Annotated in this window: 18 protein-coding genes; 14 read left to right on the top strand and 4 right to left on the bottom strand. The window is 66.7% G+C overall.

Features of this window, described 5'->3' with window-relative positions; genetic code table 11:
* Positions 1 to 75 precede the first annotated feature (75 nt).
* The 3 genes from G6N54_RS07990 (at position 76) to G6N54_RS07980 (ending at position 3451) form a co-directional block, all read left to right on the top strand.
* Positions 76 to 879, top strand: coding sequence for a crotonase/enoyl-CoA hydratase family protein (locus G6N54_RS07990; RefSeq protein WP_163789534.1), 804 nt, complete (start codon positions 76 to 78; stop codon positions 877 to 879).
* Between the two features lie 108 nt (positions 880 to 987).
* Entirely contained in the window at positions 988 to 2178 is a 1191-nt protein-coding gene (locus G6N54_RS07985; RefSeq protein WP_163789532.1) for a lipid-transfer protein, read from the top strand.
* Positions 2179 to 2203: 25 nt separating this feature from the next.
* Complete coding sequence (locus G6N54_RS07980; protein ID WP_163789530.1) at positions 2204 to 3451, top strand: acyl-CoA dehydrogenase family protein; 1248 nt, start codon at positions 2204 to 2206, stop codon at positions 3449 to 3451.
* Here G6N54_RS07980 and G6N54_RS07975 read toward each other — a convergent pair.
* Complete coding sequence (locus G6N54_RS07975; RefSeq protein WP_163789528.1) at positions 3448 to 4617, bottom strand: cytochrome P450; 1170 nt, start codon at positions 4615 to 4617, stop codon at positions 3448 to 3450. The genes G6N54_RS07980 and G6N54_RS07975 overlap by 4 nt on opposite strands.
* A 146-nt stretch (positions 4618 to 4763) precedes the next feature.
* Here G6N54_RS07975 and G6N54_RS07970 point away from each other — a divergent pair, with 146 nt between their 5' ends.
* Positions 4764 to 5432 (top strand): TetR/AcrR family transcriptional regulator, encoded by a 669-nt coding sequence (locus G6N54_RS07970; RefSeq protein ID WP_163789526.1) that lies wholly within the window; start codon positions 4764 to 4766, stop codon positions 5430 to 5432.
* On the opposite strand, the gene mntR is transcribed toward G6N54_RS07970, so the two are convergent.
* The gene (mntR, locus tag G6N54_RS07965) at positions 5429 to 6118 is read right to left on the bottom strand and encodes a manganese-binding transcriptional regulator MntR (RefSeq protein ID WP_163789523.1); all 690 of its coding nucleotides are present in this window, start codon (positions 6116 to 6118) and stop codon (positions 5429 to 5431) included. The two genes, G6N54_RS07970 and mntR, sit on opposite strands and share 4 nt — an antisense overlap.
* 137 nt (positions 6119 to 6255) lie before the next feature.
* On the opposite strand from mntR, the gene G6N54_RS07960 reads away from it, so the two are divergent.
* The 6 genes from G6N54_RS07960 to bla all read left to right on the top strand — a co-directional run bounded on the left by G6N54_RS07960 (position 6256) and on the right by bla (position 13644).
* Positions 6256 to 7227, top strand: coding sequence for a bifunctional riboflavin kinase/FAD synthetase (locus tag G6N54_RS07960; RefSeq protein ID WP_179969183.1), 972 nt, complete (start codon positions 6256 to 6258; stop codon positions 7225 to 7227).
* A gap of 151 nt (positions 7228 to 7378) precedes the next feature.
* Entirely contained in the window at positions 7379 to 7648 is a 270-nt protein-coding gene (rpsO, locus tag G6N54_RS07955) for a 30S ribosomal protein S15 (protein ID WP_036468159.1), read from the top strand.
* Positions 7649 to 8011: 363 nt separating this feature from the next.
* On the top strand, positions 8012 to 10294 hold the full coding sequence (locus tag G6N54_RS07950) for a polyribonucleotide nucleotidyltransferase (RefSeq protein WP_163789520.1): 2283 nt from the start codon (positions 8012 to 8014) through the stop codon (positions 10292 to 10294).
* Positions 10275 to 11672 carry a M16 family metallopeptidase gene (locus tag G6N54_RS07945; protein WP_163789518.1) on the top strand — a complete coding sequence of 466 codons (1398 nt, stop codon included), beginning with the start codon at positions 10275 to 10277 and terminating at the stop codon, positions 11670 to 11672. Before G6N54_RS07950 ends, G6N54_RS07945 begins: the two co-directional genes overlap by 20 nt.
* 59 nt (positions 11673 to 11731) lie before the next feature.
* Positions 11732 to 12760: a nitronate monooxygenase gene (locus G6N54_RS07940; protein WP_163789516.1), complete on the top strand. Its 1029-nt coding sequence runs from the start codon at positions 11732 to 11734 to the stop codon at positions 12758 to 12760.
* A gap of 38 nt (positions 12761 to 12798) precedes the next feature.
* Positions 12799 to 13644 carry a class A beta-lactamase gene (bla, locus tag G6N54_RS07935; protein WP_163789514.1) on the top strand — a complete coding sequence of 282 codons (846 nt, stop codon included), beginning with the start codon at positions 12799 to 12801 and terminating at the stop codon, positions 13642 to 13644.
* Between the two features lie 3 nt (positions 13645 to 13647).
* Here bla and ald read toward each other — a convergent pair whose 3' ends face one another.
* Positions 13648 to 14763: an alanine dehydrogenase gene (gene ald / locus G6N54_RS07930; RefSeq protein WP_163789512.1), complete on the bottom strand. Its 1116-nt coding sequence runs from the start codon at positions 14761 to 14763 to the stop codon at positions 13648 to 13650.
* 67 nt (positions 14764 to 14830) lie between these two features.
* On the opposite strand from ald, the gene G6N54_RS07925 reads away from it, so the two are divergent.
* The 4 genes from G6N54_RS07925 to G6N54_RS07910 all read left to right on the top strand — a co-directional run bounded on the left by G6N54_RS07925 (position 14831) and on the right by G6N54_RS07910 (position 19265).
* Complete coding sequence (locus tag G6N54_RS07925; protein WP_163789510.1) at positions 14831 to 15346, top strand: HTH-type transcriptional regulator AldR; 516 nt, start codon at positions 14831 to 14833, stop codon at positions 15344 to 15346.
* A gap of 135 nt (positions 15347 to 15481) precedes the next feature.
* A complete protein-coding gene (locus tag G6N54_RS07920; RefSeq protein WP_163789508.1) occupies positions 15482 to 16402 on the top strand; it encodes a metal-dependent hydrolase in 921 nt (306 codons plus the stop codon).
* A 3-nt stretch (positions 16403 to 16405) separates the two neighbouring features.
* Positions 16406 to 18166: an SDR family oxidoreductase gene (locus G6N54_RS07915; protein WP_163789506.1), complete on the top strand. Its 1761-nt coding sequence runs from the start codon at positions 16406 to 16408 to the stop codon at positions 18164 to 18166.
* Between the two features lie 22 nt (positions 18167 to 18188).
* A complete protein-coding gene (locus tag G6N54_RS07910; RefSeq protein WP_197939579.1) occupies positions 18189 to 19265 on the top strand; it encodes a PDR/VanB family oxidoreductase in 1077 nt (358 codons plus the stop codon).
* Positions 19266 to 19271: 6 nt separating this feature from the next.
* Here the strand turns inward: G6N54_RS07910 and G6N54_RS07905 are convergent, their stop codons facing one another.
* Positions 19272 to 19733 carry a GNAT family N-acetyltransferase gene (locus G6N54_RS07905; protein ID WP_163789504.1) on the bottom strand — a complete coding sequence of 154 codons (462 nt, stop codon included), beginning with the start codon at positions 19731 to 19733 and terminating at the stop codon, positions 19272 to 19274.
* Positions 19734 to 19767: the final 34 nt, after the last annotated feature.

The following is a 19767-nucleotide window of genomic DNA, read 5'->3' as shown; positions in this document are numbered from 1 at the left end:
GGGATTGGGCGCGTCGCACCGATATCCAGCCTGCCCTGCAGTGGCTCGGGTTAAACGTCGCGGTAAGTTCCACGAGTGAGCGAAGACAGGGTCCGGGTGCGTATCGGGGACGGTGGCGTGGCCACGGTGACGATGGTGCGCACCGACAAGCACAATGCGCTGGACCAAGCCATGTTCGAGGGCTTGATGAATGCGGCAGCGCAACTGGCGCAAGATAATTCGGTTCGCGTGGTCGTGTTGCACGGCGAGGGGAAGAGCTTCTGCTCGGGCCTGGACGTCGCGAGCTTCATGTCCGGAAGCGGTGGCACCGGCGTTCTGCTGGAGCGCGACAGCGACCGGGTGGCCAACTTCGCACAGCGGGTGGCCTATGACTGGTCGCTGGTGCCGGCGCCGGTCATCGCCGCGATTCACGGCAATTGCTTCGGCGGCGGTCTGCAGATCGCGCTGGGCGCCGACATCCGGATCGCCGCACCCGATGCGAAGCTGTCCATCATGGAGGTCAAGTGGGGGCTGGTTCCCGACATGGCCATCACGCAGACACTCCCACGACTCGTGCCGATCGACGTTGCCAAGGAGTTGACCTTCAGCGGCCGCATTGTGCCTGGCAGCGAGGCTTTGGCGCTCGGACTGGTGACCCGGATCAGTGACGACCCGCTGGCCTCGGCGCTGGAACTCGCCGACGAGATCGCGCGGAAATCACCCGATGCCGTCCGCGCCGCCAAGCGCCTCTACGACGAAACTTGGCTCAGCAACGACGCCGCGGCCGCCCTCAAACGCGAATCCGAGCTGCAAGTCGGGCTGATCGGCAAGCCGAATCAGCTTGCCGCCGTGGTGGCCGGCATGTCGGGGGAGGACCCGGTCTTCGTCGACCCTGCCTGACGCGTCGGGCGCGCGAGCCGCGGCGGGGGTTCCAGCGACCAAGTGTGCCCCGCTAAGCTCCGGACTAGACGGGTGTCAACTTGCCCACATCTCCGGAAGGCGCGCGCTATGTCCAACAAGGTTTATGTCATCGGCGTCGGCATGACGAAGTTCGAGAAGCCGGGCCGCCGCGAGGGCTGGGACTACCCGGACATGGCGCGGGAGTCGGGGACTAACGCGTTGACCGACGCGGGCATCGACTACAGCGAGATCGAGCAGGGTTACGTCGGCTACGTCTACGGCGAGTCGACCGCGGGGCAGCGCGCGCTCTACGAGCTGGGCCTGACCGGCATCCCGATCGTCAACGTCAACAACAACTGTTCGACCGGCTCCACCGCGCTGTTCCTGGCGGCGCAGGCGATTCGCGGCGGGTTGGCCGACTGCACGATCGCGCTGGGGTTCGAGAAGATGAAGCCCGGATCGCTGTCGTCGACCTATGAAGACCGCACCAATCCGATGGACAAGCACGTCAAGGCCATGGCCGAGATCAGCGAGTTCGCCTTCCCGGTGGCGCCCTGGATGTTCGGCGCGGCCGGGCGCGAACACATGAAGCAGTACGGCAGCACCGCCGAGCACTTCGCCAAGATCGGCTACAAGAACCACAAGCATTCGGTGAACAATCCGTTCGCCCAGTTCCAAGACGAGTACACCCTCGACGACATCCTGGCCGCGAAGATGATCTACGACCCGCTGACCAAGCTGCAGTGCTCGCCGACCTCGGACGGTTCGGGCGCGGCGATCCTGGCCTCGGAGGCTTTCGTCGACCGGCACTCGCTGGCCGGTCAGGCGGTGGAGATCGTCGGGCAGGCGATGACGACCGACTTCAAGTCCACCTTCGACGGCAGCGCCAAGGGTCTGATCGGCTACGACATGAATGTGCAAGCGGCGGAACGGGTTTACCACCAGTCCGGCCTGGGGCCGGAGGACTTCCAGGTGATCGAGCTGCACGACTGCTTTTCGGCCAACGAGCTGCTGCTCTACGAAGCCCTTGGCCTGTGCGGCGAGGGTGAGGCGCCCAAGCTGATCGACAACGGCGACACCACCTACGGCGGACGCTGGGTGGTCAACCCGTCCGGCGGCCTGATCTCCAAGGGCCACCCACTGGGTGCGACCGGGTTGGCGCAGTGCGCCGAGCTGAACTGGCAGCTGCGCGGCCAGGCCGACAAGCGTCAGGTCGACAACGTCAGCGCCGCACTGCAACACAACATCGGGCTGGGCGGGGCCGCCGTCGTCACCGCGTACCAGCGGGCCGAGCGCTGAGCGGCGCGCGGCCGGGGGAAACACCATGATCGAGTGGTCCGAGACCGATCTGATGATGCGGGATGCCGTTCGTCAGTTCGTGGACAAGGAGATTCGCCCGCATCTGGACGAACTGGAAACCGGTGCGCTGTCGCCGTATCCGATCGCCCGGAAGTTTTTCAGCCAGTTCGGCCTCGACGCCATGGCCGCCGAGTCGGTCAAGAAGATGCTGGACCGCGAGCGCGCCGAGGCCGGCGGTGAAAAGCAGAGCAGCGCAGACGATTCCGGCGGCATGAGCGGCCAGCAGTCGATGGTCGCAGTGCTGGTTTCCGAGATCGCGCGGGTCAGCATCGGACTGCTGAGTACCGCGTCGGTGAGCCTCGGCCTGGGCGCGGCGACCATCATGAGCCGCGGCACGCTGGCCCAGAAGGAGCGCTGGCTGCCCGAGCTGATGACGCTGGAAAAGATTGCGGCGTGGGCGATTACCGAACCGGACTGCGGCTCGGACGCGTTCGGTGGCATGAAGACTTACGTGAAGCGCGATGGCGAGGACTACATCCTCAACGGGCAGAAGACGTTCATCACCAACGGGCCCTACGCCGACGTCCTGGTCGTCTACGCGAAACTCGACGAAGGCAACGCGGGCCCGGACAAGCAGGACAAGCGGAACCGTCCGGTGCTGGTTTTCGTGCTCGACGCGGGGATGGAAGGCCTGACGCAGGGCAAGCCGTTCAAGAAGATGGGCATGATGTCCTCGCCGACCGGCGAGTTGTTCTTCGACAACGTGCGGCTGACCCCGGACCGGCTGCTCGGCGAGAGCGAACAGCACGCCAGCGGCGACGGCCGCGAATCAGCCCGCGACAACTTCGCCGCCGAGCGGATCGGGATCGCGATGATGGCGCTGGGCATCATCGACGAATGTCACCGGCTCTGTGTGGAATACGCGAAGACCCGCACGCTGTGGGGCAAGAACATCGGGCAGTTCCAGCTGATCCAGCTGAAGCTGGCGAAGATGGAGATCGCCCGGATGAACGTGCAGAACATGGTGTTCATGACGATCGAGCGTCAGCAGGCCGGCAAGCCGCTGACGCTGGCCGAGGCGTCGGCGGTCAAGCTGTACTCCTCGGAGACGGCCACCGAGGTGGCGATGGAGGCCGTGCAGTTGTTCGGCGGCAACGGCTATATGGCCGAATACCGCGTCGAGCAGCTGGCCCGCGATGCCAAGTCGCTGATGATTTACGCCGGCAGCAACGAGGTCCAGGTAACCCACATCGCGAAGGGTCTGCTGAGCTAGCCGATCTTGAGCTGAAGTTGGCCGAAATGCAGTGTGCCGCAAGGCCATCCGACTGTAGGCTCGGTCAGCAGCGAGTACTCGGGAATCCGCCGGTTCCATTCCTCGATGATCAGGCGCAGCTCGAGGCGGGCCAGGTGTGAACCCAGGCAGCGGTGCGGACCGCGACCGAACGCGAAGTGGCTGCTGCGGGTGTCGTGGAACGCGTCGGTGTCGGGGTAGCGCTCGGGATCGTGGTTGGCCGTCCCGAGGCCGAGCCAGCATTGTGAGCCCGCGGGAATCGTCACGCCGGCGACGTCGACGTCTTCGGTGGTCATCCGCGGGACATAGGGCACCAGCGAGTCGACGCGAAGCAGTTCCTCGATGAAGTCGGGGATCGCACCCTCGTCGGCGATCAGCCTGGCCCGCAGCGCCGGGTTGCGGGCCAGTTCGTAAAGCGCGAACCCGCTGGCCGCGGTCACGGTGTCCAGGCCCGCGATGATGAACAGGACGCAGAGCCCGATGACCTCCTGATCGGTGAGCGCACCCTCGCTGGTGTCGGTCAGCAACTGCGTCAGCAGATCGTCGCCGTCGCTGTTGCTGCGCCGGGCGGCGATGTGTTCGGCCAGGTAGGTGATTATTTCGCCGCTTTGGGCCAGCGCCTCGGGGGATGCCGTGGTGCCCTCGGCCGCGGAGAAGTTCAGCAGCGCGTCCTTCCAGAGCAGCAACCGGTCCCGCTCGGCGAGCGGCAGGCCGAACAGCGTCAAGAACACCTGCGAGGGGAACGGAATGGCCAGCGCGCTCATGGCGTCGCAGGTATCGCCGGACGCCTTGATTCCGTCGATGAGCTCGCCCAGCTGCTTACGCAGCTCCGGTGCTCGCTCGGCCATCCGGCGGGGGCCGAAGAATTTGTCCAGCGTCTTGCGATAGCGGGTGTGTTCGGGCGGATCGGACGCGATCGGCACCAGTGGAAAGGGGCTTCCGGAGAAATCGAAGGCTCCTTGCGAGGAGAACAGGCCGGGCGACGTCGCCGCCTGCTCCACGACGTCGGCGGAGCTCAGGAAATAGACGCCGGCGTCGGATACCGCGACCTTTCCCGCGGCGAGAAGCGTTTGCCACGCCTGATTCCGGTCGTTCGCGAACGGCAGCGATTCCAGTTTGGGCAGGGCTGGGCAGGCGGCGGTCTCCATGGTCTCTCCTCGAGTCGAGCGGCGCGGCCCCTTCGACTTTCAGATCGAAAGTCTCCTCCCTGAGATTCGACCTCCTTACAGTACCACCACTGCTGTGGTGCACATCACTTTGTTGGCCGGCTTTCGGCCGTCGCGGGGTCGTCTTCGTGCTCCCGGATAGCGTGCGGGACCGGTTGATTCGGGCCGCCGACGCGTGGCTGGACCGTCACGGAGTCGAGGAACTGTCCATCGAGGCGATTGCCGCGGCGGCCCACGTGTCGCGGGCCACGGCGTTCCGCAAGCTCGGCGGGCGCGATCAGCTCGTCGTCGCGGTCGCGCTGGCGCGGGCAGATCGCTTCACGCGCGAATGCGTGACGGAAATGGACCGCCAGGTCGGCACATTCGCCAAGCTCGAGGCGGCATTCGTCTATCTGGTCGGCGAATTGCCCAACGACCCGATTGTCCGCGAGTTTTTCGCGCTCAGGCCCGGGGGCGACTTCGGCGCCGAAGCCGAGGCGATCGCGAACGCCACGCTGGGGCCCGCGATCGAGGCCGGCCGCGCCGCCGGGGAAGTGCGCGACGACGTGCCCATCGAGCAAATCGTGCACTGGACGGTCGAGCAGCTCTACCTCGCCGTCGTGCAGAACGACCGAAGTCCCGCCGCCGCGATCAGGCGCGTCCGCACCTACCTGACGCCGGCACTCAGCGCTCATCGAACCGACCAGCTATCCGGCAGCATCCGCTCGCGCGTCGAAAGCCTGGATTTCGCGCTTGACCAGGCCCGCGAGGCACTGTCCGCGCTGCAACAGGCCGCCCGGCCCGCGGTTGCGGGCTAGGGGACGACCCAGATTGCCCGGGCGGCCGGGCTGCCCAGGTCGACGGTGGTCTCGGCGCCGTCGGCCTCGATGGCGACCGAGATCATGCCGGCGAATTCGCGGCGCGTGACGACCCGCAGCCGCGAGTCGAGGTTGATCGCGACGCTGTCGAAGTACCGCAGCATCTCCGGGTCCTTGTCGGAGATGCGGGCCACCGTCGCGGTTTCGCCCTCGCCGCACGCCCACAGCTGGCGCGCCGGCGGGGTGGGGACCTGGCCGTCGGACGCCGGGATCGGGTCACCGTGCGGGTCGCGCTGCGGGAAGCCGAGTTTGGCGTCGATGCGGCTCACCAGGCGATCGGAGACGGCGTGCTCTAGCACCTCGGCCTCGTCGTGCACCTCGTCCCAGCCGTAGCCGAGCTCGTTGACCAGGAACGTCTCCAGTAGCCGGTGCCGGCGCACCACTTCGAGCGCCGCGCGCCGGCCGGCGTCGGTCAGGGTCACCGCGCCGTACTTCGCGTGGTGGACCAGCCCCTGCTCGGCGAGTTTGCGGATCGACTCCGAGGCGGTGCTGGCCGACACCCCGATTCGGTCGGCCAGCATCTTGGTGCTGACCTTTTCCACCGACCACTCCTGGGCATTCCAGATGACCTTGAGATAGTCCTGGCCAACCGCGGTGAGACCGCCAGCCTCGTCGTCAGCCCTCACAACCGCAAAGTTTAGGCAAACTACGTCTGGTCTGGCGTGCTGACCGGCCCGGTGGTCGAGTCGAAACGCCGGGCCCGCCACAGCGGAATCGGGATCCTACGGCGCGTCGGGCCGGAGTGCACCGTAGGCTTGCGGTCGTGCAGCGGTGGCGCGGCCAAGATGAGATCCCCACTGACTGGGGCCGATGCGTGCTCACGATCGGGGTGTTCGACGGCGTGCACCGAGGTCATGCCGAATTGATTTCGCACGCGGTGAAAGCCGGTCGGGCACGCAACGTGCCGGCCGTCCTGATGACGTTCGATCCGCATCCGATGGAAGTGGTCTATCCGGGCAGTCATCCCGCGCAGCTGACCACCCTGACCCGACGCGCCGAGCTTGTCGAGGAGTTGGGTGTCGACGTCTTCCTGGTGATGCCGTTCACCACGGACTTCATGAAGCTCACGCCGGAGCGCTACGTGCACGAGCTGCTGGTGGAGAACCTGCACGTGATCGAGGTCGTGGTGGGGGAGAACTTCACCTTCGGCAAGAAGGCAATCGGGACGGTCGACACGCTGCGTAAGGCCGGTGAACGGTTCGGGTTCGCGGTGGAGTCGATGTCGCTGCTGTCCGAGCACCACAGCAACGAGAACGTGACGTTCTCGTCCACCTACATCCGCTCCTGCGTGGACGCCGGCGACATGGTGGCGGCCACCGAGGCGCTGGGTCGCCCGCATCGCGTCGAAGGTGTCGTCGTCCGCGGTCACGGGCGCGGTGCCGAGCTGGGTTTTCCCACCGCGAACGTCGCGCCGCCGATGTATTCGGCCATCCCGGCCGACGGCGTGTATGCCGCCTGGTTCACCGTGCTCGGGCATGGGCCGGTAACCGGCACCGTCATCCCGGGCGAGCGCTACCGGGCCGCCGTCTCCGTCGGCACCAACCCGACATTCTCCGGACGCACCCGCACCGTCGAAGCGTTCGTCCTCGATACCACCGCTGACCTCTACGGACAGCACGTCGCCCTGGACTTCGTCGCCCGCATCCGCGGACAGGAGAAGTTCGGTTCGGTGAAGGAGTTGGTGGACGCGATCGGTGTGGACACCGATCGGACGCGTTCGCTGCTCTCCGACTGACCGCATGTCGGGCGGTTCCCACCAGCGTCCGACGATTCGAGGCCGGACCTTCCTGGCTGCTAAACTTCCCTCCGACATCGGCGCGTGCTGCGGTTCGCGGCGGCCGTGCCTGGACACAGAACATTCGCGGACCTATTGATGGGGTTATTTCGTGGCGCTTACTGCCGAGCAGAAAAAAGAAATTCTGGGCCAATACGGCCTGCATGACACCGACACCGGATCGCCGGAGGCGCAGATCGCGCTGCTGACCAAGCGCATCGCCGACCTGACCGAGCACCTCAAGGTGCACAAGCACGACCACCACTCGCGGCGCGGCCTGCTGCTGCTGGTCGGTCGGCGGCGCCGGCTGATCAAGTACATCTCGCAAATCGACGTCGAGCGCTACCGCTCGCTGATCGACCGGCTGGGCCTGCGTCGCTGACGCAGCGCCCATCCCACACCATTCTGGTGGGCGAGTTCGCCCATGTAGAGTGGGAGCGTTCTGGGCCTGTCTGGCCCGGGCAAACGGTGCGGTCCACGCAGATCCGCGTGCTCCGTTCCAGCGTGTCACGACGGGAACAGCCCAGTCTGTATCGGGCGGTCTTCGGTAGTGGCAGCCGGGCTCCCCGGATCTGGGGTAGGTCGGCCGCTTCGATCGACGGCCGTAGCCGTATTCAGACTCTTTGAGGGTTGTTCGCAGGGGTGGCTCGCGGGTCCTTCCGGGCCGGTGAGCTGGTCCGGGCCTCCGGGTCGCGGGTGACGACGCGAAACAGCTGAATAACTCAGAGAGGCTGTACGGACACCTATGTCTGTAGCTCAAATTGATGAAGGCGTGTTCGAGTCGACCGCCACGATCGACAATGGGACCTTTGGTACCCGCACCATCCGATTCGAAACCGGCCGGCTGGCCCAGCAGGCCGCCGGCGCCGTCGTCGCCTACCTCGACGACGAGAACATGCTGCTGTCGGCGACGACCGCCAGCAAGGCGCCCAAGGAACACTTCGACTTCTTCCCGCTGACGGTCGACGTCGAGGAGCGGATGTACGCCGCCGGGCGCATCCCCGGCTCGTTCTTCCGTCGCGAAGGCCGGCCGTCCACCGATGCGATCCTGACCTGCCGGCTGATCGACCGCCCGCTGCGGCCGTCGTTCATCTCGGGGCTGCGCAACGAGATTCAGGTCGTCGTGACGATCCTGAGCCTGGACCCCAACGACCTGTACGACGTGCTGGCGATCAACGCCGCGTCGGCCTCCACCCAGATCAGCGGGCTGCCGTTCTCCGGCCCCATCGGGGGCGTGCGGGTCGCGCTGATCGACGGCCAGTGGGTCGCGTTCCCGACCGTCGAGCAGCTCGAGCGGGCCGTGTTCGACATGGTCGTCGCCGGCCGCAAAGTCGGTGAAGGCGACCAAAAAGACGTCGCCATCATGATGGTCGAGGCCGAGGCCACCGAAAAGGTCATCGAGCTCGTCGAGGGCGGCGCCCAGGCGCCGACGGAAACCGTTGTGGCAGAAGGCCTGGAGGCCGCCAAGCCGTTCATCGCCGGGCTGTGCACGGCTCAGCAGGAGCTGGCCGACGCGGCCGCCAAGCCCGTCGGTGACTACCCGACGTTCCCGGACTACCAGGAAGACGTCTACTACGCGGTCGCTTCGGTGGCCACCGACGAGCTGGCCAAGGCGCTGACCATCGGCGGCAAGGCCGAGCGTGATGCGCGCACCGACGAGCTCAAGGGCGAGGTGCTCGAGCGGCTCACCGGGGCCTCTGGGACCTACGAGGGCCGCGAGAAAGAGGTCAGCGCCGCGTTCCGCTCGCTGACCAAGAAGCTGGTCCGCCAGCGCATCCTGACCGACCACTTCCGCATCGACGGCCGTGGCATCACCGACATCCGCGCGTTGTCGGCCGAGGTCGCCGTCGTTCCGCGGGCGCACGGCAGCGCGCTGTTCGAGCGCGGCGAGACCCAGATCCTCGGTGTCACCACGCTGGACATGGTCAAGATGGCCCAGCAGATCGACTCGCTGGGACCGGAGACCTCCAAGCGGTACATGCACCACTACAACTTCCCGCCGTTCTCCACCGGCGAGACGGGCCGGGTCGGTTCGCCGAAGCGGCGTGAGATCGGGCACGGCGCGCTCGCCGAGCGGGCCCTGATTCCGGTGCTGCCCAGCGTCGAGGAATTTCCCTACGCGATCCGTCAGGTGTCGGAAGCGTTGGGCTCCAACGGTTCGACGTCGATGGGATCGGTCTGCGCGTCCACGCTGGCGCTGCTGAACGCCGGTGTTCCGCTGAAGGCGCCGGTGGCCGGTATCGCGATGGGCCTGGTCTCCGACGACGTCGAGGTGGATGGCAAGACCGAGCGTCGCTTCGTCACGCTGACCGACATCCTGGGCGCCGAGGACGCGTTCGGCGACATGGACTTCAAGTGCGCCGGCACCAAGGACTATGTCACCGCGCTGCAGTTGGACACCAAGCTCGACGGCATCCCGTCGCAGGTGCTCGCGGGTGCGCTGGCGCAGGCCAAGGACGCGCGGCTGACCATCCTCGAGGTGATGGCCGAGGCCATCGACGCCCCCGACGAGATGAGCCCGTACGCGCCGCGGGTGACCACCATCAAGGTGCCGGTCGACAAGATCGGTGAGGTCATCGGGCCCAAGGGGAAGGTCATCAACGCGATCACCGAGGAGACCGGCGCCCAGATCTCCATCGAGGACGACGGCACCGTGTTCGTCGGCGCCACCGACGGTCCTTCGGCGCAGGCCGCGATCGACCGGATCAACGCCATCGCCAACCCTCAGCTGCCGACGGTGGGCGAGCGATTCCTCGGAACCGTGGTGAAGACAACGGATTTCGGTGCTTTCGTGTCGCTGCTGCCCGGCCGCGACGGTCTGGTGCACATCTCCAAGCTCGGAAAGGGCAAGCGCATCGCCAAGGTCGAGGACGTGGTCAACGTCGGCGACAAGCTGCGCGTGGAGATCGCCGACATCGACAAGCGGGGCAAGATCTCGCTGGTCCTGGTCGACGAAGACGGCGCAGCGCCCGCCGATGCGGGAGCCCTTCAGGAGACCGCGCCGGCCGATGCCGCCAGCTCCGTCTAGAAGGCCAGCAGCTGACGAGACGGCCGGGGCGCGCTCCGGCCGAGTGGGTGCCCTGCGGCGGGGCAAGCAAGCCGCCGAGGCGCAAGCCGCGCCGCAGGCCACCTTGCGCCGCACCACGTTGCCGGGCGGCCTGCGGGTGGTCACCGAGTACCTGCCGGCGGTGCGGTCCGCGTCGGTCGGGGTGTGGGTCGGTGTCGGATCGCGCGACGAAGGCGCGACCGTCGCCGGTGCGGCGCACTTCCTCGAGCATCTGCTGTTCAAGTCGACGCCGACCCGTACCGCGGTCGACATCGCCCAGGCGATGGACGCTGTTGGCGGCGAGCTGAACGCGTTCACCGCCAAGGAGCACACCTGCTACTACGCGCACGTGCTGGACAGCGATCTCGAGCTGGCCGTCGACCTAGTCGCCGACGTGGTCCTCAACGGCCGCTGCGCCGCCGAAGACGTCGAACTCGAACGCGATGTCGTCCTCGAGGAAATCGCGATGCGCGACGACGACCCCGAGGACGCGCTGGGGGACATGTTCCTCTCGGCGCTCTTCGGCGATCATCCGGTCGGGCGCCCGGTGATCGGTACCGCGCAATCGGTGTCGGCGATGACCCGGGCGCAGTTGCACTCCTTCCACATGCGGCGCTACACGCCGGAACGGATGGTCGTCGCGGTGGCCGGCAACGTCGACCACGACGAGGTGGTCGGTTTGGTGCGCGAGTACTTCGGATCGCGTCTGGTGCGTGGGCGCCAGCCCATTTCGCCGCGCAAGGGTGCCGGACGAGTCACCGGGCAACCGGGATTGTCGGTGGCCAAGCGGGACGCCGAGCAGACCCACGTGTTGCTGGGTGTGCGCACCCCGGGACGCGGCTGGGAACATCGCTGGGCGTTGTCGGTGCTGCACACCGCACTGGGCGGCGGGCTGAGTTCGCGGCTGTTCCAAGAGGTTCGCGAGCTGCGCGGCTTGGCCTACTCGGTCTACTCCTCGGTCGACATGTTCTCCGACAGCGGTGCGCTGTCGGTGTACGCCGCCTGCTTGCCCGACCGCTTCGCCGATGTGATGCGGGTGACCAGCGAGGTGCTCGAATCGGTGGCCCGCGACGGCATCACCGAGGCGGAGTGCCGAATCGCAAAGGGTTCCATGCGTGGCGGGATGGTGCTTGGCCTGGAAGACTCCAGTTCTCGTATGAGCCGCATCGGTCGTAGCGAATTGAACTATGGCAAGCACCGCAGCATCGAGCACGTCCTGCGCAAGATCGACGACGTCACCGTCGATCAGGTCAACGCGGTGGCCGCCCAATTGTTGACCAAGCGCTTCGGCGCCGCGGTCCTCGGACCGTATGCTTCCAAACGATCACTGCCGCAACAACTTCGAGCGATGGTACGGTAGCTCAATGTCCGTCTTATTACTCGCGCCGTGCCGGCGCTCGCCGTCGCCGGACTAGCCGGATGGTACTGGGCTTTTGGGATATCGCCCTGCCGATCGTGGGCGCCCCGATGTCGGGCGGACCCGGCAGCCCGGCATTGGCGGCGGCGGTCTCCAACGCGGGCGGACTCGGCTTCGTCCCGGCGGGATACGTGAGCGCGGATCAGTTTGCGCAAGACGTCGCCGCGGCGCGCGCCGCGACCACCGGCCCGCTCGGCGTGAACCTGCTTGTGCCGCAACCCAGTGTCGCCGACTGGGTCGCTCTGGACTTCTACGCGGAAGCGCTCGAATCGATCGCCGAGCACTACCAGGTTTATGTGGGCCGGCCCGAATTCGGCCACGACGACGATTGGGCGGGCAAGCTCGAAGTCGTCGCCGACCTGCGCCCGGAGCTGGTGTCATTTACCTACGGAGTTCCGTCGCCGGATGTGATCCGGCGGCTGGGCGCGCTGGGGCTGTTGGTGATGGTCACGGTGACATCGCTGTACGAGGCCGGAGTGGCCGTCGCCGCCGGTGCCGACAGCCTGGTGGTCCAGGGCCCCAACGCCGGCGGAAACCGCGCCACCTTCGCGCCCGACATGGATCCCGGCAGCGAAACGCTGCATCAGCTGATCGACCGCATTCACCGGGCGCACCGCGACATCCCGATCATCGCGGCGGGTGGGCTCGGCACCGCCGAGGATGTGGCGGGCGTGTTACGCAGGGGAGCGGTGGCCGCACAGGTCGGAACCGCGTTGCTGCTCAGCGATGAAGCGGGCACCAACACCGGGCAACGTGTCGCGATGAAGAATCAACTCTTCTCCAAGACCATCGTCACCCGGGCGTTTTCCGGCCGGTATGCGCGGAGTCTGGAGAACGAATTCATTCGCCTGTTCGACAACGTGGCGCCGCTGGGTTATCCCGAGGTCAACCAGATGACGCTGCCGATCCGGGAGGCCGCGGCCGAGCGGGAAGATCCGCAGGGCATGAGCCTGTGGGCGGGAACGTCGTTCCGCAAGGCGCAGCCGGGTCCGGTGGCCGATATCGTCGCTAGCCTCACACCCGACGACTAGTGCCAGGACTCACCCGCCGGCGGTTATTGCTGGCCGCCATGACGGTTCCGACGCTGAGCGGCTGCGCCACCGCGCACGCCGACCCGCCGCAGTTCTACGACCGCCTGGCCGAGCTGGAACGCCAATACAACGCCTACATCGGGCTTTTCGCGACACATCTGGGCTCGGGACGCACCTTGGCCCATCGCGACGACGATCCGTTCGCGATGTGCTCGACGTTCAAGGCCTACGCCGCGGCGCGGGTGCTGCAGAAGACGCAACGGGGTGAATTGGATTTGCAGCAACGGGTTTTCATCGATCCGGCCGCGCTGCTGCCCAACTCCCCGGTGACCGCTCCGCAAGCCGGTAACACCATGCCGCTCGCGCAGCTGTGCGCGGCCGCATTGCAGCACAGCGACAATGCGGCAGCCAACCTGCTGCTGGCGGAGGTCGGCGGACCGCCGGCCATCACCGACTTCGCCCGCTCCATCGGCGACGAGCGCACCCGGCTCGACCGGTGGGAGGTCGAATTGAACGCCGCGATCCCCGGCGACCCGCGCGATACCAGCACCCCGCGGGCCCTGGGCGCCGGAATCCAAAATCTGCTCACCGGAACGGTTCTCGGCGAGGCACAGCGAAGCCAGCTGGAACGGTGGATGCGCGACAATGTGACCTCGAGCATGCGGGCGGGCCTGCCGCCGGGGTGGACCACCGCCGACAAGACCGGCAACGGGGATTACGGCAGCACCAACGACATCGGCATGGTCTACGGGCCGAGCGGGCAACGCGTGTCGCTGTCGGTGATGACGCGCTCGCAGTCGGCTGATCGTGACGCCGATGCGCTGCGGCCGCTGATCGCCGAGGTGACGAAATCGGTGCTGGGCTGGCTGACCGGTCCGGGCTGAGCGTCAGGCCAGCACGCCGGCCGGCTCGGCGAACGGCAAGTCCAAGTCGGCGGCCACGCGTTCGGACAGCAGCGCGCCCTGGTGTGTCGAGAGTCCTTTTGCCAGAGCAGGATCCGACCGGCAGGCGTCTTGCCAGCCTTGGTCGGCCAACCGCAGCACGTACGGCATGGTCGCGTTCGTCAGCGCGTAGGTCGAAGTCTTCGGGACCGCGCTGGGCATGTTGGCCACGCAGTAGAACAGCGCGTCGTGCACCGCGAACGTCGGGTCGTCGTGCGTGGTGGGCTGCGAATCTTCGAAGCAGCCGCCTTGGTCGATCGAGATATCCACCAATACCGCCCCAGGTTTCATCTGTGCGACAAGCGAATTTGTGATCAGCTTCGGCGCCTTGGCGCCGGGCACCAAGACTGCCCCGATCACCAGGTCGGCGCGTTTGACAGCGCCTTCCAGTTCGTAGACCGACGAGTGGCGAGTCTGGATGCGGCCGGTGAACTCGGCGTCGAGCAGCCGCAGCTTGTCGACGTTGAGGTCCAGCACCATCACGCTGGCCCCCATGCCGCTGGCCATCCGGGCCGCGTTGTAGCCGGCCGTTCCGGCGCCGATCACCACGACGTCGGCCGGCTTGACGCCCGGCACCCCGCCCATCAGCACGCCCCGGCCACCCTGGGTCCGCATCAGGTGATACGCACCGACCTGAGCGGACAGCCGCCCGGCGACCTCGCTCATCGGGGCCAGCAGCGGCAGCGCGCCGTCGGCGGTCTGCACCGTCTCGTAGGCGATCGACGTCGTGCCGGACGTCAACAGCGCACCGGTGCAGGCACGCGACGCGGCTAGGTGCAGATAGGTGAACAGAACCTGCCCGGAGTGCAGCAGGGCGTACTCGGCGGGCATCGGTTCCTTGACCTTGAGCAGCAGGTCGGCATCGGCCCAGACCTGGTCGGCGGAGCTGAGCAGCTGCGCGCCCGCTGCCTTGAACTCCATGTCGGTGATTGCCGACCCTTCTCCGGCGCCCGCCTGGACGAGCACCTCGTGGCCGCGGCGCGTCAGCTCGGCGACGCCTGCCGGGGTGATGGCCACCCTGAATTCGTTGTTTTTGGTCTCGGTGGGAATGCCGACTCGCATGCCTTGATTGTGAAGAAATTTCGACGAAGCGGCAAGCAGGCTGATGTTAATTTCATAAGATCTGCTTATGACCGATAAGTCAACGGATACCGCGGGCAAACTGGCGAATGCGCCGAAGAATGTTCGGCCCGCGGACCTCGACGCCGTCGACCGCAGAATCCTGAGCCTGCTGCACGCCGACGCGCGGATGACCAACAATGCGCTTGCCGAGGCGGTCGGGATCGCGGCGTCGACGTGTCATGGGCGGGTGCGGCGGCTGGTGGACCTCGGCGTGATCCGCGGCTTCTACACCGACATCAATCCGGTCGCGGCGGGGATGCCGCTGCAGGCGATGATCTCGGTGACCCTACAGTCCAACGCGCGCGGCAACATTCGCAGCTTCATCCACCAGATTCGCGGCCGGCGACAGGTGATGGATGTTTACTTCCTCGCCGGTGCAGACGATTTCATCCTGCATGTCGCGGCCCGCGACACCGAGGACCTGCGTTCCTTCGTGGTGGAGAACCTCAACGCCGACGCCGACGTCGCTGGGACGCAGACCTCATTGATCTTCGAACATCTCCGTGGAGCGGCCCCGATCTAGGCCCCGGGAAAACCTGAAAACCCGAAAATCCGGTACCGGCGGTTTCGCATATCCGCGTCGCGAACTTATACTTGCGATGCCCGAAGTTCACCAAGACGACTGTTGGCCGGGGTAAATGCCCAGGTAGGGGGCCTTATGTTCACCGTCGACGACCAGGCCGCGGGTCCGCACTCAGGAAGGTCGGGGGCGTCGTTGGACCATGAGCGTCTCGTGCTCGAGGCGCGTGATGTGGCATTCGACTGGGCGACGCTGCCGGTGCATTACGTGCCCGGCGAGCCGTTCACCACGCACATGCTCAACGTCTTGCACCTGCTGCTGCCGGCGGGCGAGGAGTTCTTCGTCGAGGTGTTCAAGCGGGCGCTGCCACTGATCCGCGACGACCAGCTGCGCCTCGACGTGCAGGGCTTCATCGGCCAGGAGGCGGTGCATTCTCAGGCGCACTCGGGCGTGCTGGCCCGGTTCGACGCGCGGGGCATCGACGTGACGCCCTACACCGGCCAGGTCAGGTGGATGATCGAAAAGGTGCTGGGGTCCCGGCCGGGTTGGAGCAAGCGGCGCCAGGACGCTTGGTTGCTCGAGCAGGTCTCGTTCGTCTCCGCGATCGAGCATTACACCGCGATCTTGGGCGAGTGGATTCTGAGCACTCCGGCACACGATGCGATCGGAACCGACCCGGTGATGCTGGACATGCTTCGCTGGCATGGCGCCGAAGAAGTCGAGCACAAGGCGGTGGCCTTCGACACCATGAAGCATCTGCGGGCGGGGTATTGGCGGCAGGTGCGCGCGCAGCTGGTGGTCTCGCCGGCGATGTTGCTGTTGTGGATTCGCGGTGTGCGCTACCTGTATTCGGTGGACCCACTGCTGGCGCCGGGCACCAAGCCGCGCTGGCGCGACTACGTCAAAGCGGCCCGGCGAGGTTTGCTGCCCGGCCCGCTACGATTTTTGCGTGGTATCGCCGATTACTACCGGCCGGGCTTCCATCCCTCGCAGTTGGGCGGGCTTGGACAGGCGGTCGACTATCTGGCCGTCTCTCCCGCGGCCAGGGCCTCGCACTGATCCATGACCATCAACTTCGGATTCACGGCGTCCAACGGTGTGGCCCTGGCCGTTCATCGTTACACCGAAATCGATGCTGCGCGCCCGACCATCCTGGCCATTCACGGCTGGCCCGATAATCACCACGTCTGGGATCCGGTCGCCGAGGAATTCGCGCGGAACTACGCCGGCCGATACAACTTCGTCGCCTACGACGTTCGCGGCGCCGGCGAATCATCGCGCCCGGCAAAGCAATCCGGATATGCCTTCGAGCACCTGGTGTCCGATCTCGGTGCGGTGATCGACAGCCTGGAGGTCGAGCAGGTCCACCTGCTCGCCCACGACTGGGGCTCGATTCAGGCGTGGGCGGCCATCACCGACGTATCGGTGATGGACAAGATCGCCTCGTTCACCTCGATCTCGGGCCCGCACCTGGAGTACGCCGGCAGGTTCCTGCGCTCGGCGCGCAACCCGCGGTCGCTGGCTCAGGTGGCAGGGCAGCTGTTGGCGTCGACCTACATCGGGTTCTTTCTGTGCCCGGGCGTGCCCGAAGCGGCGTTTTATTCCGGAATCGGCGTGAAAGTCGTTGAGGCCGTTGAACGCATCGGCCGGTCGAGCACGCGTAGCCAACGCCGCGCGACGCAGCGGTCGATCGCCGACTATGTCAACGGGTTGAACCTGTACCGGGCCAACATGCCCTCGCCGATGCTGTCGCCGGGACGCGAGCTGCCGAAAACCAACGTCGCGGTCCAGGTGCTGGTGCCGCGCATGGACCTGTTCGTGACTCCCGCCCTGCAGCGTTTTACCGGCGCGATTCCCGCTGGGGGCAGGGTGGTTTCGATCGAGGGCGGCCACTGGGTGGTGACCTCGCGCCCCGATGTCGTGGCGCGGCTGACCAGCGAGTGGGTCGATCGCAGCGTCGGTGGCACGGTCGCCGCAACCGAGACACACGCCGGTCCGCGCGAGATCCCCGGCAAGCTCGCGTTGATCACGGGCGCGGGCGCCGGCATCGGCCGGGCCACGGCCGTGGAGCTGGCCCGTCACGGTGCCCGCAAGGTGGTCATCGTCGATCGAGACCTCGCCGCGGCCAACGAAACCGCGGACGCCGTTCGCGCCGCGTGCGCCGAGGCCGCGGTGTACCAAGCCGACGTCAGCGAGGAAGAGGCGGTGAACGACCTTGCCGCGCAGGTCCTCAACGACCACGGCGTGGTCGACATCCTGGTGAACAATGCCGGCATCGGGATGGCGGGCCGGTTTCTGGAGACCAGCTCGGGCAACTGGGAGGACATCATCGGGATCAATCTGCGCGGAGTCATCTCCGGTAGCCGGGCTTTCGGCGCGCAGATGGTCGAGCGCGGCGAGGGCGGGACGATCATCAACGTGGCGTCGGCGTCGGCGTACCTTCCCTCGAAATCAATGGTCGCCTACAGCACCACGAAGGCGGCGGTGCTGGGGTTCAGCGAATCGCTGCGAGCCGATTTCGCCGACGAGGGCATCACCGTGACCGCGGTGTGCCCCGGGTTCGTCAACACCGATATCGCCAAAAGCACGATCTATGCCGGGATGTCGGACGACGAGCAGGAGCGCGCCCGGGACAAGGCCGGCGTGGCCTACCGTCGCCGCAACTACACCCCGGAGGCCGTTGCCGAGGCGATCGTCAAGGCCGTCAAGACCGGCCCCGCGGTGTTACCGATCGCCGCCGAGTCGCGGATCGGCTACGCGATGCGGCGGATCAGCCCGGGGGCGATTCGGCTGCTCGCGCGGTTGGACATTCGGCCAACCTAAGTAGAGTGGGGGAGATTCGCCTGTGCGGGAAAGCATCTGGACCAGTAGGCCCGCCGACCTCTATGGCCGGCGCGACCGCGACCGCCTCGGCACGGTGTTGTGGGGGATCCGGGTGTTGTTCGACGGATTCAGCTCGGTCTCGCGGTGGGAGCCCTCGCGTATCAAGCCGGTGTGGCGCACCCAATCCGCCGTCGTGACGAAGCGCGAACTCGTCGCGCCCGATGTCGTCGCATTGACGCTGGCCGACCCGGATGGCGGGTTGCTCCCTGCCTGGACGCCCGGTGGGCATATCGACGTGGTGCTGCCCTCGGGACGGCGACGTCAGTACTCGCTCTGCGGTCCGCCCGGGCGGCGCACCGACTACCGCATCGCCGTGCGCCGGATCGCCGACGGCGGGGGCGGTTCGATCGAAATGCACGACGCGTTTTCCGTAGGCGACACGCTGGTTTTCGAGGGCCCGCGCAATGCCTTTTATCTCGGCACGGCCGAACGTGACGTGTTGTTCGTGATCGGGGGCATCGGCGTGACGCCGATCCTGCCGATGATCCAGGTGGCCCAGCAGCGCGGAACCAATTGGCGCGCACTCTATGCCGGGCGCAGCCGGGAGTACATGCCGTTGCTGTACGAAGTGGTGGCGGTGGCGCCAGAGCGGGTGACCGTGTGGGCCGACGACGAACACGGCCGGTGTGCTGCGGTCGACGACCTGCTTGCCGGCGCCGGGCCGACGACGGCCGTTTACGTCTGCGGACCGGGCGGGATGCTCGAGGCGGTCCGGATTGCCCGCAACGAACACGCCGACGCACCATTGCATTACGAGCGCTTCAGCCCGCCGCCGGTGGTCGACGGCGTTGCATTCGAGCTCGAGCTGGCTCGCTCGCAGCGGCTGCTGCGTGTTCCGGCCAACCGGTCGGCGCTGGACGTGATGCGCGATCTCGATCCGACCACCCCATACTCGTGTCAGCAGGGTTTCTGCGGGACGTGCAAGGTCAAAGTGCTTGCCGGACGAGTCGATCACCGCGGCCGCACGGTCGTCGGCGACGGCGAGATGCTCGTCTGCGTGTCGCGGGCCAAGGCAGACCGGCTGGTCATCGACGCCTGAGTACGCTCAGCCTTCCGGTGCTGATCGATGACGCCGGTAACCCACGTGGCGCACCGTTACGCCGGGCAGCGGCTCCCAGATGAGGGTGCGGTCGTCAAATTGAAAAGCATTGTCTTCGTAAAATTTTCGCGCTCCGGCGTTCTTTTCCGCGCACCACAAGACCGCCTCACCCGACGGACTGGCGCGCACCGCTTTGTTGAGCAGGCGCACGCCGACGCCGAGCCCCTTGGCTTCGTCTGCGGTGTAGAGGGCGTCTATTTGCACGTCGTCGGTGTTGGAGGCGTCGGGTCCGAAGACCGTCATCCCCAGCAGCTTGTGGCGAGCCTCGGCAACCCACATGCCCCACCCCGGCTGATGCAGCGCTTCCGGGTACTTCACCGTGGCCCACAGTTTCGGCGTCGCGATCAGGTCGAGCAGGTGATCTTCCAGAATTCCGGCGAAGGACCGCCGCCACACCGGATAGTGCATCGCCGCAACCCTCTCGAAATCGCGTGGTCCGGCC

The organism is Mycobacterium stomatepiae, assembly GCF_010731715.1.
Classification (GTDB): Bacteria; Actinomycetota; Actinomycetes; order Mycobacteriales; family Mycobacteriaceae; genus Mycobacterium; species Mycobacterium stomatepiae.
This window is presented reverse-complemented; position numbering and strand designations above follow the sequence as displayed.